Source organism: Leisingera sp. ANG-M6 (assembly GCF_000813905.1).
In the GTDB taxonomy this organism is placed as follows: Bacteria; Pseudomonadota; Alphaproteobacteria; order Rhodobacterales; family Rhodobacteraceae; genus Leisingera.
This window is the reverse complement of sequence record NZ_JWLG01000016.1, coordinates 1-15402: the sequence shown is the minus strand read 5'-3', so window position 1 is coordinate 15402 and position 15402 is coordinate 1. Positions and strand designations below refer to the sequence as shown.

Sequence of the window (15402 nt, the reverse complement as noted above, 5' to 3'; positions counted from 1 at the left end):
CCCCGGCGCCGGATCAGTCGCTCAGCGCATTGACCGGCGTGGTGATCAGCGACGGCGTGATCTGGTCGATGGTGCGGCCCCAGCGGGTGACCGGGTTTTCCGCCACAAACACGATGTCGCCGGGGCGCAGCTCGAACCGGGCCGCCAGCGGCAGATGCGCGGCGTTGCGCACGTCCAGGTGCCAGGCGGTGACCGCGCCGAACTCGCGCACGTCCTGCGCCGCGCGCAGCACATAGACCTGGCTGGCGTCGCCGGTCTCCTTGGCGATGCCGCCGCCGGTGTCGAACAGCGCATCCGCCAGCATGGCCTTGCGCCCGAACGGCAGCGTGTAGCGGCCCTGGGTGCGGACCTCGCCGCTGAGATAGACGTAATCCCGGTCCACCGCGTCCAGCTCCAGCGCCTGGGAGAAGTTGTCGCGCCGCTCATCCAGATCGGCACGGCGCAGGGTCAGCGCCGCAGTCAGCTCGTCGATCGCGGCGCGGCGGCCTGCCAGCGTGGCTCTCTGCAGCTCGATCTGCTGGGTGAAATAACGCTCGGCGCGGCTGAGATCGTAGTCGGTGTCCACAAACACCGAGTCATCCGCCAAGAGGGGCAGGCGCTGCAGCGCCGGGCGGGCATAGAGATCCTCGAGCGGGATCTGGTACATGGTGCCATCGCGGTAGATCCGGACCGAGCTGGTGTCGATATCCGCCACCGAGACCGAGCCTGCGGCTGCCAGCGCCTCGCCCAGGGTGAGCGGGGTCAGGGTGATCGGGTAGACGCCGGGCTGGCCGACAGCGCCGCCGACCGACACCCGGCGGGAGTTGAACTCGGAAACCTCGAGGCTGAAGGTCGGGTCGATCTGGCTTTCCACCAGCCGCTGGAACAACAGCGCCTCGGCCTCGTCCACGGTGAGGCCGGCAACCCGCACCCGGCCCACATCCGGAATGTTGATCGCGCCGTCATCCTGCACCGTGTAGCCGTTGCGGCTGTTCTGCGCCGCCAGCAAGCCGGACAGCTCCGCCACCGTGCCTTGGGTCGAGGGCGTCGACAGCACCAGCACATCGCCGGTGCCGATGGTATAGGGGCCGGGGTCGATGCTGGGCGGCGGGTCCAGCCGCAGCCCCTGGCGGCTGCCGTCCTGGGAGGAGGGCGCCTGCGGCAGGGTGCCCGGCCCCCGCGGGCTGGCGCCCGCGCCCGAGCCTGCGGAAACCCCGAAGACGGCCGGCAGGGCCTTGGGCTGATAGGCGGCGCGGTTGGCGACCAGCACGGTTTCCGGCGTCACCGCCACCACCCGCACCTTGCCGGCGTCCGACACGCCGGCCTTCACGGCGGGGCTGCGGTAGATGGTCGAGCAGCCGGAGGCCAGTGCGGCCAGGGCCAGGGCGCTGAGGGCAAGGGAAATGCGGCGCACGATGCGTCCTCCAATCAACTGTCGTTCAATTTTCATCCGGCACCGTCTTCATGAAGAGGTTGCCCAGGAAACTGCCGGTCCACTGCGAGGACTGCAACACCGCCCCCTGCCGGACCCAATAGGTATTTGTGAAGCTGTCCGCCAGCCCGTGGCAGCGCTCCTCCAGCTTCTGCACCGCCACCGGCTCGCCGCGCAGGAAGATGGTCTCCGCGCCCGCATGCGTGACCGCGCAGCGGTAGGCGTGCAGCTCGATCTGGTCGTTGCCATTGAGGAAGCTGTGAAATCGCTCCACGGTGCCCTCCCGCGCCGCCAGCACCAGATCCGCGCTGTGCTGCACATCCGAGGCCGCCAGGCCGGAGCCGAAGCCCTTGGCCGAGGTCAGGAACCCCTGCTTGAGCGTGATGGTGGCGCCATCGGCGGTGAGCCAGGTCTGCACCCCCGCACGCTCGGTCTCCAAGAGCATGACACCGCTCAGATCGCGGCTCGGGAAGGACACCTCCAGCCGCGGCGGGATCGGCCGGACCGAGGCCAGCGCCGAGGCGCGCGGATGGAACCGGGGCGCATCGGGCTGCAGCGCGCCGCGCAACAGATCGAGGTCGTCCTGGGCCTCGCCGCAGGACAGCAGCAGCAGGGTGAGCAGCGCACTGCAGAGCCGTTTCATCGCAGGAACCTCCCCCAGCCTTTGACCAGCTGCTGGGCGCGCGCCTCGCGGGTGACGCCGTAAAGCCGGTTGCGCACGTTGAGCCGGGCGCCGCCATCGCGCAGCACCGGGCGGATCACCTGCGCCAGCCGGTCGCGCGACGGGCGGCCGGTCAGCCAGGAAATTGGTATTTCCAGCCGGATCCCCTTGTCGAAACTGCCTTCGCCGAAGTCGCTGAACCCCACCGAGGTCAGGGTGAAGAAAGCGCCGACCTTGAAGCCATTGGCAAATTCCCGGTCCAGGGTGACGGTGGCGCCGTAATCGCCCGCCAGGTAGCGGCCGGCATCGATCTGGGCGTGATACTCCCCCGGCAGATCGTAATAGGCCGACAGATGGCCGGTCACGGTGGAATAGTCCTGAAAGCCGAACAGCACGTCGAAATCGCGCTGGCGCACATAGTTCAGCTCAGCCCCCAGCGCCAGGCGGCTGTTGGCCGGAAACCACAAAAGCTCCCCCGACAGCCCGCCGTACATGGTTTCCAGATAGCCCAGCGTGGCGCGGGCATAGAGGTTTTCGCCGGGCCGCCAGATGTATTCACCGGTCAGATGCTCGATGCGCAGATCGGACTGCTGCGCATAAAGCCCCCAGTCCGAGCGCACCCGCTGGATCACCGAGTTGGACCGGCGCTGGCTGTCGTCCAGATTGCCGGCCGCAGGCTGGCGCAGCCCGGCCGACAGGCTGAGCCCCGGCGACAGCGTGTAGTCGAGCCCCAGCTGGGCGCCAACCTCATAGCGGAAAGGCGCGTCGGGGTCGAAGAAAGACGCCTGCAGATAGGGGCCGAAGCGGTAGCTGAAATGCGGATAGGCATCCCTTGTGAAGCCGCCCTTGACCAGGGAGATGCTGTCGGACACCTCGGCGCGAGCAAAGCTGCGCCAGGCGCCGTCCGGGTCATGCTCCAGCTCATAAAGGTCATCGCGGGCAATCCGCACCGAACTGAGCGGCACCCCGTTTGCCATCAGCGCGATGTCAAAGGCCTGCACGCCTGCGGGCTGGGTGTTGGCCAGCACCCGGGCGGTGCGGCCGATGGCCTGGGCGGCCTGGCCGTAGCGGCCGTTTTCCACCCCGATGCGGAAGGTTCCGCCCGCGTCCTCCAGATAGACCAGCCGCAGCCCTTCCTGCTGCAGCTGTTGCGCCAGAACCTGCTGGCGGCGGGCGGCGGCGGCGGGCGCGGACGGCAGGTTCCAGCTGGCCAGCGCCGCCTGGTTCAGCGGCAGCAAGGGCGGCGGCGCCGCCCCCTGCCCGCCCGGCGCCACGCTCTGGCGCGGGTCGATGAAATAGCTGTAATTGACCCCCAGGGTGCTGCCGTAGAGATAAGAGGCGGTCAGCTGCGCGCCGTTTTTGAAGCGGTACTGGAGGCCGAAATTGAACGGCGAATTGACCTCGAAGCCGTTGCGGGCCTGCTCCCGGGTATAAAGATCCGGCGAATATTCCGCCAGCAGGGTCAGACGGTCATTGTACTGCCAGCTGGCGCCGCCGAACAGCGCCGCATCGCCGCGGAACCAATTGCCGAAATCCAGCTGGCCGGTGGTTGAAATGCCGCCCGCGCCGGAGGTCTCGCGCGTCTTGAACCGGTCCGACAGCACCCCCAGCGGGTTGGAAAAACTGCCGCGCCCGGCCATCCGGCCCCAGCCGATGCCGCCGGAAATCTTCAGCCGCTCCCGGAAGGTCTTGGTGGCCACCAGATATTCCGAGGCATAAACCCCGGTGCCGCCGAAGTCGCGCAGCCCCAGCGCCAGGGCCGGGCCCCTGCGGCTTTCCCCGCGCAGCAGGAAATGAATGTCAAAACTGCGGTCATACAGGGTCTGCGCACCATCCGGCCGGTCCGGGAAGAACCCCTCGACCGCCCCGTAGCGGAAGCTGCCGTGCACCCAGGGCAGCATCTGAAAGGTCATCGTGGCCCGCAGCGTCTGGTCCAGCATGCCGCTGGTGAAGGCCAGGGTGCCATCGGGATACATTTCGGCGGTGGGCGTCTCGATCAGCCCCGGCGTGCCGTAATTCGAGGTGGTCTGGGCCCTCAGCGCGGCAGGGGCCGCCAGCACCAGCGCCGCCAGCAGAAAATGCCGTCCCTGGAGTATCCGTTGTCTCATACCGCTTGAAAAACCGCTTGTGGCCCGCTTCCCCATATCCGTTTTCCGGCGGGCTGTCCCGCCGCCGGGCGGGGCCGGGCGAATTGTCTCCTGCCTGTGGCGAATCTGCCTGTTTTCTTGCCCGTTCAGGGCCCCGCAGCCCCGCTTGCCGGCGCCGCCGCGGCGCCGGCAGGCCAGCGCCCGCAACGCCTGCCGGGCCGGCAGGCGGAACACCGCAAAAAAGCGAGGGCTTGCGGGCTTTTGCAACCGTGCGGCATTCTCAGAACAGCCCGGGCATGATAGGCTCGCGCCGAATAGGTTCAGGAGATTGATGATGATCCGGATTACCCTTTTGGCACTGGCCCTGTCCGCAACCGGCGTTGCCGCCCAGACTGCCAGCCAGGACGACTGCGAAGAAAACCAGACCAATGACGACGACGCCTGCATCGGCGCTTTGGCGGACGCAGCAGACGCCGCCGCGGCAGCGGAAGCGGAAGGCGTCACCGGCTTCGTGCCGCTGGTGGCTCCGGCCCTGGGCGCCGCCGCGGCAGCGGCCGGCCTTGCCGCCGCAGCGGGCGGCGGCTCCACCCCCTCCACCACCAGCACCGTCAGCACCAACTGATCCGGCCCGGTTCCCCGGAGCCTCCGGGGAACCCCGGCCCGGCCGGCAAGCCTGACAGGAGCAAAAGCAGCGGCGCGCCCCAAGCGGGGCGCGCCGTTTCCGCAGGGCGCCCGCCCCCGGGCGGCACCTCAGCTGACGTAGTATTTCGCGCCATAATCGCCGTAGCTGTAACCGTACTGCTTCATCCGGCGGGTGTTGACCTGGCCCAGGATCATCCCGGTCAGGCGCTGGTTGTCGGTGTGGAACAGGCGCAGGGATTCCGCCACATCCTGCTCCGCCGTGCCGTCCCATTTCACCGTCAGCAGCACCGCATCCGCATGGCGCGCAATCAGCCGCGCGTCAGACACGATCAGCACCGGCGGCGTGTCGATCAGAATGACGTCATAGCGCTGCCGCATCTGCTGCAGGAAGGCGCGGAACCGCTCCGAGGCAAACAGGTCGGCGGCATTGGCCGAGGTCGCCTCCCCGGCCAGCACGTCGCAGCCCAGCAGCGGATCGCGGAACACCGCGTCTTCGGGCGGCACGTCGCCTGCCAGCACCGAGACGATGCCCTGCGGCGGCACATCCTTGAGCTGCGCGGTCAGGGTCCGGCGCCGGATATCGCCCTCGACCAGCAGCACCGTCTTGCCGATGCCAACAAAGTTCTGCGCCAGCGCCAGCGCGTTGGTGGTCTTGCCCTCGCCGGGCAGCGAGGAGGTGATCACCACCACCTGCGGCGGCTGGTCGACATTGGACAGCATCAGCGAGGTGCGCAGGTTGCGCACCGCCTCGGCAGTGGCTGAGGAGGGTTTCTCGGCCAGGTATTCCAGCACCTTGCGCCGCCCGCTGGCCGGGAACACCGGGATCTGCCCCAGCACGCTGCAGCCGGTCTTATGCTCCAGCTCCCGGGCGGAGCGGTAGCCCTTGCGCCGCGCCTCCAGCAGCAGCACAATGCCCGCCCCCAGCATCAGCCCGAGGAGGCCGCTCACCGCCAGGATCAGGGATTTCTTCGGCGCCGAGGGCCGCAGCGGGATCACCGCCCGCGACAGCAGCCGGCTGTCGGCCTTCTGGATGCCCTCCTGGGCCGAGGTTTCCTTGAGGCGGGTCAGGAAATACTCATAGAGCAGCCGCACCGCCTCCGCTTCGCGGCTGAGCTGCTGCAGGGTGATCAGGTCTTCGCCCTGGCGGGCGGTCTGGCGGGACAATTCCGCCTCCGACTGCACCAGCGTCTGCAGCTGCTGGGCGGCGCGGCGGGCGTCCAGCGCGGCGCGGGCCAGCAGCCGCTGGAAAGCGGTGTCAAAGGCAGCATCCCCCGCATCAGTGCCGGTTTGCGCCAGCAGGCGCTGCAGCTGCCGGTCCTGGCTGATCTCCGCCTGCGCTTCCCGGGTCTCTGCGCTGCGCAGCCCGTCATAGCGCGCCTGCGCGGTCTCCGCGGCGGTGCCGGCCAGGAGGATGCGCTCGCGCAGGTCCTTCAGCTGCACCTCCTGCGCCTGCAGCGCCTCCGGCGACACCAGCGCGGTGCCGGCGTTGAATTCATTGGCCCTGGCCTCGGCGGTTTCCAGCTCCGCCTTCAGCTCCGCCACCCGGCCTGTCAGCCAGGTGGTGGCCTGCTCGGTGGCATCGAATTTCACCTCGATCTGGTTGAGGATATAGAGATCGACGATGGTGTCGGCGATCAGCGCCGACTTGCGGGCGGATTCGGTTTCCACGGACACCCGGAACACCAGCGTGTTGGGCACGTTCTGCACCGTGACCTTGCCCAGCAGGGCAGAGACCACGCTGTCCCGCAGCAGCTGCTCAGCCAGCTCTTCCGGCAGCGGCGCCCGGGGGCGGTGCAGCCCCAGCAGCGATTTGATCCCCGATTTGACGGACCGGACCAGCACCCCCAGGGCAGACGGTTCCGCCAGGGCGCCGTTGAACTCCGGATCCTCCGCCAGCTTCAGCTTGTCCGCCACCTTGCCCATCAGCCCGCGCGACTGCAGCACCTCCAGCTCGGAGTTGACCTCGGCGTAATCGCCCGACAGCCCGCTGACGACGCTTTGCAGGTCGACCACGCTTTGCTGCTTGGTCTCCAGCATCACCACGGCGCTGGAGGTGTAAAGCGGCACCGCCGCCACAAAGGCATAGAGGCCGCCCAGGAAAATGGCGGCCGTTGCGGCCAGCGCCATGATCCACTTGCCGCGCCACAGGGTGGCCGCCAGGGCGCCCAGATCGACGGCATCGTCTTCCAGCGCCTCTGCGGCCACCGGGCGCGGCGCCGGGAAGGAAGCTTCATTCAAAGGCGATTGTTTCATGATGACCCGAAACCCGTGAGACCCGCAGCGCGCCGCTGCGGCGCGTCCGCCCCCGCATACACGCGGGGGCGGCAAGAAGAAAGGCCGCCGCAGCTCAGCGGCCGGTGGTGCCGATCACCGCCAGGCCGGTTTTGGCGATGATTTTCAAATCCTTGAGGAAGCTGCGCCGGGTGAGATAGGCCACATCCAGCGCCACCCGCTCATCATAGCTGATGCCATTGCGCCCGGAGACCTGCCACAACCCGGTGATGCCGGGCTTCTGGGCCAGATAGGCCGGGGCGCTGCTGCCGTATTTGGCCAGTTCCCCGGTGACGATGGGGCGCGGGCCGACAAAGCTCATCTCGCCCTTCAGCACGTTCCAGACCTGCGGCAGCTCATCCAGGCTGGTCTTGCGCAGGATCCGGCCCAGCCGGCTGATGCGCGGATCATCGGCCAGCTTGTGGTTGCGCGCCCATTCCGCGGCCGCCGCGGGATCGGCGTCCAGGTAGGATTGCAGCCGGGCTTCGGCATCGGGCACCATGCTGCGCAGCTTCCAGCACCGGAACGGCTTGCCGCCCCGGCCGACCCGGACATGGCCGAAAAACCCCGCGCCGCCGTCGCAGCGCACGGCCCCCCACAAGACCAGGATGACCGGAACCAGGACCGGCAGCAGCAGCAGGGCAAAGCCGATGTCGAAAACCCGCTTGCCGGTGCGGGCATAAAACCCCGCAAACGCCGGGCCGGTCTCCAGGCTGCTCTCCTGGCCCGGCTCCTGACCGGTCTCCTCGAGAGCATAGGGCTGCAGTGCAAAATCCCGCATCGTCAAACACCCGTAAATTCAAACAGATAAATAAAAAACCACCCGCTTAACGCGAGCAGCCCACGCTTGATACACCCTAATTGTAATAAAATTAAGTAGGAATTCTCATACTTCCGGACCCTGGCTGTTTTTTGCCGCAGCGGCACGGAACAGGCCCGGCCCCCGGCCGGTCTGCCGGCGGCGGGATGCGCCCTTACACGCAATAGCCGAACCTGTCCCAGACCCCGCGGCCATAGACAGTTCCCTCATGCGCCTCGATATACTTGGGGTTCGAGTTTTCCAGCTCTGCAAACCGCTCTTCCATCGCAACGGCGCCGCGGCGCGCGGGCACCTGCAGGAACGCCCCCAGCCGCTGCATCTCCGCACCCGGCTGCTCCACGAAGTCCTCGTAGCGGCTGATGATGCAATCCGCTTCGGAGAAATCCGCATCGGCCTGGGAATAGGCCGCGTTCCAATGCATCATCAGCTCCGGCAGCGAGGTCTTGCTCCATTTCTGCGTCGCCGCCGCAACCGCCCGCGGGTCCCGGGTGACGATGATGAAGCGGCAGCCCGGAAACACCCGGCGCAGCCACCAGATCTTTGTCAGATGCGGCGGCGATTTCTCCAGCAGCACCGGCGCGCTGCCGACGACAAAGCGGCTCCAGTCCTGCAGGATCCGCTCCCGGCAGCCCGCGTAATCCGTCAGCTGCTGCAGCTCCTCCCGCATCCGGCGGCTGAAGGCAAAAGCCCCCGGGCCGCCGAACCCCCGGGCGGAGGCAAACACATTCTGCATATGCTGGCCTTCGCTTTCAGGCACGGTGGCCCGCAGGCAGGACAGCTCGAACTGCGCCGTCAGCATCCGCTCCAGCAGGGTGGTGCCGCTGCGGTGCAATCCGCAGATGAAGACCAGGGAGGAGATCTGCGGGTTGCCGTTATAGTCTTCCGACTCAATCCGGGCCGCCACCAGCGGTTTGCGGCGCCGCGGCGCCTTGGCGGGGGGCTTGGGACTCATCGTGCTTTCCATGGCCATGGCCTGTCTGTCTGGAGCTTCGCTGCCATCTGCGCCGCGCTCTGTCCGGGCCTGCGCTCCGGCGCGAAACCCCGCCTCGGAAATCCGCGCGCGTCAGGCGCGGCGGCGGCGGTTCACTTCCCAGGCCAGGACCAGGGCGGCGCTCACGGCTGCCAGTGCCAGCAGGCCGGTGCTTGCATCGATTTCCGGCACCCCGTGCGGGTTGCCGACGCCGTTGTTCCAGCCATTGCCGCCGGCGTTTCCATTGTTGCCGCCATTGCCGTTGCCAATGCCGTATCCATTGCCGTTGCCCATGGCAAAGGCAGCCGTCAGGGTCAGGCAGTGCGCCGCAAGTGCAGCGGCTGCTGCAGTCAGAAAAGTTTTCATTGCTCGGCCTCAACTGGTTCGCGTTCACACCCCTGCAAAAGCCGTTAACATTTTCCAAAAATACGCGCAACTTCCAGCCCCCGCCGGCTGCGGCTTTGCCACCGCCCCGTGTCCGGGCTGCACCGGTCTGCGTCAGCGCCCGGCCTGCAGGAACCGCACCGCCCCGCCGCCTAGGCAGGCCGCCGACAGAACTCCGCTGGCATAGGCGCCGGTGTCGATGGCAATCCGGCCCTGCGCGGCAGCGGGATGGTCCACGATGGTATGGCCATGCACCACCCAGACCCCGTCGCGGCGCGGGGTGCCCAGGAACGCCGGGTGCCCCCACATCAGCACCTCTTCCGCCTGCCGGTCCGCGGCAATCTGCGGGTCCGCACCGGCATGCGCCACCAGCACATTGCCCGACAGCAGCGAGGCCTCCAGCCCGGCCAGCCAGTTGATCAGCGCCGCCCCCATCCGCTCCTGCAGATGATCCCGGCACGCGCGCAGTTCCTCTGCGCGCATCTGCGGCCGCCCCCCCGGCACACCAAAGGAGGCCAGGGTCTGCAGCCCGCCGTTCCTGATCCAGCGGCCGCCCTCGCGTCCGGGATCGCGCAGGAAGCGCAGGAGCATGTCCTCGTGATTGCCCTTCAGGCAGGTCAGATCCGGGCGCGCGCTGAGACAGCGCAGCACCTCTGCGCTCTGCTCGCCCCGGCCGGTGTAATCGCCGGCCAGCACGATCCGGTGGCCCTGCGGCACCTGCGCCAGCATCCGTTCCAGCAGGTCCAGGCAGCCATGCACATCGCCGATCACGCAGAGCGGTTCGCCAGGCGCAGGCGCCGCAAAACCGGCAGGCATACCGGAGGCCTCCGGGCCGGATTTCTGCGGGCCGGATTTCTGCGGGCCGGATTTTTGCAGCCTGAGCTTTTGCAGCAGCGATGACAGCACGGGCAGAGAGCTCTCCGGTTGGCCTGCGCCGCGGCGCAGGGGGCATCAGGGTCCGGCGGTGATACCGCCCTGCCCGCGGCGGAGCAAGCCGCGGCGGCCGGCGGCCTGCTCAGAACAGGAAGTCATCCGCCGCCAGCTGATCCGGGCGCAGCCCCTCCAGCAAGATCCAGCCGCTGCCGCTGTCCGCCAGCACACCGTCCCCGGCCTGGCGGATCTCCAGATCCGCAAAACTGTCCGCGCCGGTGCCGCTCAGGCGGATCCGGTCGAGGCCGGGGGTGAAATCGGTGACCGTATCGCTGCCGTGGCTGCCGGCAAAGACAAAGACATCGGCACCCTCGCCGCCCGCCAGGCGGTCATTGCCGCTGCCGCCCTCCAGAAGGTCCGCGCCGGTGCCGCCCCACAGCCGGTCCGCCCCGGCTTCGCCGCGCAGCGTATCATTGCCGCTGCTGCCATAGAGCCGGTCATCGCCGCTGCCAGCCGCCAGAAAATCCGCGCCGCTCTCCCCCAGCAGGGTGTCATCGCCGCTGCCGCCATCCAGCACGTCATTGCCGCGCCCGCCGGCCAGCCGGTCAGTGCCGCTGCCGCCCCACAGCTTGTCGGCGCCGCCTTCGCCGCGCAGCGTATCGCTGCCGCCGCTGCCATAGAGCCGGTCATTGCCGCCGCCAGCCGCCAGATCATCCGCGCCGCCTTCCCCCAGCAGCGTGTCATCGCCGCTGCCGCCCAGCAGCACGTCATTGTCCTGCCCGCCGGCCAGCCGGTCATCGCCCTCGCCGCCGGCCAGCGTGTCGCGCCCGGTCTGGCCGGCCAGGCGGTCGTGGCCATCGCTGCCGTCCAGCATGTCGGCGCCTTCGCCGCCCCACAGCCGGTCATTGCCGTCCCCGCCCCACAGCTGGTCGTCGCCATCGCCGCCCTCCAGATGGTCCGTTCCGGTGCCGCCCCACAGCTTGTCGGTTCCGGCCTCGCCGCGCAGCGTGTCGTTGCCGCTGCTGCCGTACAGCCGGTCATCGCCCTTGCTGGCGGCCAGGAAATCCGCGCCGCTCTCCCCCAGCAGCGTGTCATTGCCGGCGCCGCCGCGCAGCACGTCGTTGTCGCGCCCGCCGGCCAGCCGGTCATCGCCGTCGCGGCCTGCCAGCGTGTCGCGCCCGGTCTGCCCCGTCAGCTGGTCATGCCCCGCGCCGCCGTCCAGCATATCGGCACCGGTGCCGCCCCACAGCTTGTCATAGCCGTTCTCTCCCAGCAGCCTGTCATCGCCGCTGCCGCCCCACAGCCAGTCATATCCGTCCTGCCCCGCCAGGCTGTCGCGGCCGCTGCCGCCCTGCATCACATCGCCGCTGCTGCCGCCCAGCAGCGTGTCATTGCCGCTGCCGCCCAGCAGCGTGTCGCGGTCATCCTTGCCGTCCAGCCGGTCGTTGCCCTCCCATCCGTAAAGCGCATCGCGGCCGCCAGTGCCCTCCAGAACATCATGCCCGCTGCCGCCGTAGTAGCCGCCGCCGGGCAGGGTATCGCCCAGTCCCTGGCGCTGCGGGAACTGGAAGTGCAGCGCCGGGCCGAACACATCCTCCAGCTCCAGCCGCCCGCCGCCCGCCTGCACCACCGCGATCCTGGTGCCGCCGGCCTCCAGGTCGATGCCGAAGCTGCGGCCGCGGCTCTGCAGCTGGGCCGGGCTGTAGAGCCCTTCGAACAGCGACAGGTCCAGCACATCCTCGCCGGGGGTGAAATCGCGCACCGTCACCGCCTCTGCACCCGGGGTAATGACAAAGATGTCAGCGCCTGCGCCGCCGGTCAGCTCACCGCCCTGCGCGCCCGAGACCAGCACGTCATCGCCGGCATGGCCATAAAGATCCGCCGCCCCTGCGCCGCCCTCCAGCACGTCATTTGCGGCGCTGCCATCAAGCCGCGCATCGCCTGCCTCCCCCCGGCGCACAACGCCCAGCTCCGCCAGCGGCAGGGTGAACCGGCTGATGCCGTCTTCCGCGCCCGAGGCCGCAAAGACCTGCAGCTGGCCATGTGCCGCCACTGCCTCCAGCGCGGTCACATTCTGCAGCCCCAGGCCGGGCATATGCTCCAGGCTCTGCAGATGGATCAGCGCGCCGCCCGGGGTCAGGGTGAACAGGCTGAGACCGCCGTCATTGCCCGCCGCCAGCACCAGGGTATGGCCTTCCGCCTGCACCACCTCCAGCGCCGACACCCCGCCGAAGCGGGTCATCGCGCTGTCCTGCAGCTGCGCCCGGAACTGCAGCCCGCCCGCCGCATCCACCTCCACCAGCGTCAGCGAGCTGCTGCCCGCCGCGCCCATCAGCGCCCAGGCCTTGCCATCCGTCTCAAAGCTTTCCAGCGCGGTGATGCCCGAGACCGAAAGCCCCTGCTCCGCGCCCAGTACCGCCCCGGGGGTGAGCGTACCGGTCGCCGCATCCGCGCTGTAGCCGCGCAAGCCCCCGGCGCCGGCTGCCAGCAGCACCGGCCCGCCCGCGGTCTCAACCGCGGCCAGCAGCGCCGCGGGATCCAGCTGGTAAGCATCCGCGCCGCCGCCCAGGGCAGCCTGCGCCTGCACAGTCCCGTCCGCATCCAGCCGCCAGCCCTGCAATCCGCCGCCGGACTGCCCGACCGCATAGAGCGCCGACTGGCCGCCCTGCAGCTGCAGCACCGCCGCATCGCCAAGCCCGCCCGCATCTGCACCCGCCAGGCTGTCCTGCTGGCGGCTGCCCAGGCTGCCGCCGCTGCCCAGGGCATAATAGCTGAGGCCGCCGCCCGCGTGCTCCTGCACCAGCCGCAGACCGCCGCCCATCTCCGCCAGCTCGAAACTGCCGGTGCGCAAGGACGCCTGGCTGTGCAGCTGCTGGCCTGCCAGCTGCGGCAGCCCGCCATTGCCCGGCAGCTGCCAGCGGCTGAGGCCGCCGTTCATGCCGCTGATGGCATAAAGCGTGGCCTGGCCGTCCTGCACCGCGATCTCAAGATCGCGCAGATCCGTGCCGAAAATCATGTCGCCGGTGCCGAACCGTCCCGTGAATGCCAGTGCCATTGTGCCGCTCCCATGCGCTGCAGAACCCAGGCGCGAGACTGGCGGGGCCGGGCGGCGCAAAGCGGGCGGCAAATCGGGCAAAACCGGGGACATTGTTTACAGATTGAGAACAATTGCGCGAACAGGCCGGGACTAAGCCGGGAACAGAGCGGGACCGCGCGGGCCCCGCAGGGGGGTGTTGCGTACCCAGCGTACGCCCCGTTAGCGCCGTTTTGACCTGGCTCTGGCATTCTGGCCGGCGATCCCGTTTTCCCATGCCGGAGCCCCGCTCATGACCCAGGCCTCGCCGATCCTCGCCCTGCCCTACCTGATGCCCTCCCAGGCGCAGAAACATGTGACCCACAACGAAGCGCTGCAGATGCTGGACGCGCTGGTGCAGCTCAGCGCCGAAGGGTTTGATGCCGCCACGCCCCCCGCCGCGCCCGCCCTGGGCGAGACCCATGTGCTGTCGGCCAGCCCCGCCGGCGCCTGGGCCGGCCATCCCCATGCCATTGCCGTCTGGCAGGGCGAGGGCTGGCTGTTCCTCTCCCCCCTGCCCGGCTGGCGCGCCTGGGGCACCGCGGAACAGGAACTCAGGGTCTGGGACGGCAGCGCCTGGGTGCTGCCGCCGGCGGACACCCAGAACCTTGACCATCTCGGGGTGGGCACCGCGGGTGATGCCGCCAACCCGCTGGCCGTCTCCGGCCCGGCAACGCTGCTGAGCCACGCAGGCGCCGGCCATCAGCTCAAGATCAACAAATCCGCCAGCGCAGAGACCGCCTCGCTCTTGTTCCAGTCAAACTGGAGCGGCCGCGCCGAAATGGGGCTGGCGGGCAGCAATGACTTCGCGGTGAAACTGTCGGATGATGGCAGCAGCTGGAGCACCGCCCTGGCGCTGACGCCGAACGGGCGCGCAGGATTTGGCACCGCCAGCCCGGCGGCGCATCTGGAGATCCGGGGCAGCAGCGATGATTACCTCTTGGCCGGTGATGGCGGCGGCGCCGATTTCCGGCTGGGATCAGACGGCAACGGCAGCTGCTCCGGCGCCTGGTCCGGCGGCGGCGCCGATTACGCCGAATGGTTCGAATGGGCGGACGGCAACCCTGCGGGCGAAGACCGCCGCGGGCTGTCCGTGGTGCTGGAAGGCGCAAAAATCCGCGCCGCAAACGCCGGCGAGACGCCGGTCGGCGTGATCAGCGCCAATCCGGCGGTGATCGGCGACGGCGACATGGACGGCTGGAAGCACCGCTGGCTGCGCGATGCCTACGGCGCCCTGCTGCGCGATGCGGACGGTAACCCGCAGGAGAACCCCGCCTATGATGCCTCCCGGGCCTATGTGCCGCGGGAGGCGCGCCCGGAATGGGCGCTGACGGGGCTTCTGGGCAAGCTGCGCCTGCGCCAGGGCCAGCCCGCGGCCCCGGGCTGGATCCGGATGCGGCAGGCAGGTCCGGACCTCGAGGAATGGCTGGTGCGCTGAGGCCTGCGGGACGCGGTCCGCGGCCAATATACGCGCTCCTGCCGCAGCGCCTGCCTTTCGGGTTTGAAACCCCTGCCGCGCCGGCTATGACACCCGCAGAAAACGACTCCAGAACAGAAGGCCGCAACTGCATGCCCCTTTACCGGAACGGCGATAAAGTCATTCTCTTTGTCCATATTCCCAAAACCGGCGGTTCTACGGTGGAAGAGGTGCTGAAGGCCGCGGGCGCGCCGCAGGCGCTGAAGTACCACAAGCGGCTGGGCTACTCCAACGCCACCCCCCAGCACATGCACTGGGAAGTGCTGAAACACTGGCTGCCTGCGGGGTTCTACGATTACGCCTTTGCGGTGGTCCGCCACCCGATGGCCCGGATGGTCAGCGAATACCGCTGGCGCCGGGTGCTCACCAAGACCCGGGAACTGCCGGATTTCGACACCTGGGTGCGGCGGCAGCTCAAGCGCTATGGCGAGGACAGCTTCATCCTGGACAACCACATCCGGCCGCAAGGCGAATTCATCGGCGCCCGCGTCGAGGTGTTCCGCCTCGAAGACGGGCTGGAGAGCCCGGTGCGGGCCGGGCTTGAGCATCTGGGCCTGGACACGGAGGCCCTCGAGATCCACCACGCCCGCAAATCCGAGCGCGACACGCTGAGCGCAACCGAACAGACCCTGCAGAGGATCCGCAAGTTCTATGCGGCGGATTTCGAGCGTTTCGGCTATGACCCGGAGCAGCTGCCGAAGGATCTGCAAATCAGCTCCCCCGCCTGACCCCCGCC

Annotated in this window: 12 protein-coding genes; 3 read left to right on the top strand and 9 right to left on the bottom strand. The window is 68.9% G+C overall.

Annotated features, from left to right (window positions below; translation table 11 throughout):
• Positions 1–13 precede the first annotated feature (13 nt).
• From RA24_RS14890 to RA24_RS14880, 3 genes are read right to left on the bottom strand one after another with little or no spacing between them, the layout of a single operon-like run.
• Positions 14–1429: a polysaccharide biosynthesis/export family protein gene (locus RA24_RS14890; RefSeq protein WP_237754635.1), complete on the bottom strand. Its 1416-nt coding sequence runs from the start codon at positions 1427–1429 to the stop codon at positions 14–16.
• Positions 1419–2054: a YjbF family lipoprotein gene (locus tag RA24_RS14885; RefSeq protein WP_039192540.1), complete on the bottom strand. Its 636-nt coding sequence runs from the start codon at positions 2052–2054 to the stop codon at positions 1419–1421. The genes RA24_RS14890 and RA24_RS14885 overlap by 11 nt, the downstream gene beginning before the upstream one ends.
• Complete coding sequence (locus RA24_RS14880) at positions 2051–4180, bottom strand: YjbH domain-containing protein (RefSeq protein ID WP_029204673.1); 2130 nt, start codon at positions 4178–4180, stop codon at positions 2051–2053. Before RA24_RS14880 ends, RA24_RS14885 begins: the two co-directional genes overlap by 4 nt.
• A gap of 313 nt (positions 4181–4493) precedes the next feature.
• Here RA24_RS14880 and RA24_RS14875 point away from each other — a divergent pair, with 313 nt between their 5' ends.
• Positions 4494–4781: a hypothetical protein gene (locus tag RA24_RS14875; RefSeq protein ID WP_152612440.1), complete on the top strand. Its 288-nt coding sequence runs from the start codon at positions 4494–4496 to the stop codon at positions 4779–4781.
• 128 nt (positions 4782–4909) lie between these two features.
• Here RA24_RS14875 and RA24_RS14870 read toward each other — a convergent pair whose 3' ends face one another.
• The 6 genes from RA24_RS14870 to RA24_RS21810 all read right to left on the bottom strand — a co-directional run bounded on the left by RA24_RS14870 (position 4910) and on the right by RA24_RS21810 (position 13171).
• The gene (locus RA24_RS14870; protein WP_039192535.1) at positions 4910–7054 is read right to left on the bottom strand and encodes a polysaccharide biosynthesis tyrosine autokinase; all 2145 of its coding nucleotides are present in this window, start codon (positions 7052–7054) and stop codon (positions 4910–4912) included.
• 94 nt (positions 7055–7148) lie between these two features.
• Complete coding sequence (locus tag RA24_RS14865) at positions 7149–7853, bottom strand: sugar transferase (RefSeq protein ID WP_039192533.1); 705 nt, start codon at positions 7851–7853, stop codon at positions 7149–7151.
• Between the two features lie 193 nt (positions 7854–8046).
• The gene (locus tag RA24_RS14860; RefSeq protein ID WP_029204675.1) at positions 8047–8844 is read right to left on the bottom strand and encodes a sulfotransferase family protein; all 798 of its coding nucleotides are present in this window, start codon (positions 8842–8844) and stop codon (positions 8047–8049) included.
• 111 nt (positions 8845–8955) lie between these two features.
• Positions 8956–9228: a VPEID-CTERM sorting domain-containing protein gene (locus tag RA24_RS14855; RefSeq protein ID WP_019294880.1), complete on the bottom strand. Its 273-nt coding sequence runs from the start codon at positions 9226–9228 to the stop codon at positions 8956–8958.
• Positions 9229–9360: 132 nt separating this feature from the next.
• Complete coding sequence (locus RA24_RS14850; RefSeq protein WP_052269605.1) at positions 9361–10152, bottom strand: metallophosphoesterase family protein; 792 nt, start codon at positions 10150–10152, stop codon at positions 9361–9363.
• A gap of 109 nt (positions 10153–10261) precedes the next feature.
• Positions 10262–13171, bottom strand: coding sequence for a calcium-binding protein (locus RA24_RS21810; protein ID WP_052269604.1), 2910 nt, complete (start codon positions 13169–13171; stop codon positions 10262–10264).
• Positions 13172–13442: 271 nt separating this feature from the next.
• On the opposite strand from RA24_RS21810, the gene RA24_RS14840 reads away from it, so the two are divergent.
• The gene (locus tag RA24_RS14840; RefSeq protein ID WP_039192531.1) at positions 13443–14627 is read left to right on the top strand and encodes a peptidase G2 autoproteolytic cleavage domain-containing protein; all 1185 of its coding nucleotides are present in this window, start codon (positions 13443–13445) and stop codon (positions 14625–14627) included.
• A gap of 86 nt (positions 14628–14713) precedes the next feature.
• Positions 14714–15394 (top strand): sulfotransferase family 2 domain-containing protein, encoded by a 681-nt coding sequence (locus tag RA24_RS14835; RefSeq protein WP_019294892.1) that lies wholly within the window; start codon positions 14714–14716, stop codon positions 15392–15394.
• The last annotated feature ends 8 nt before the right edge of the window (positions 15395–15402 follow it).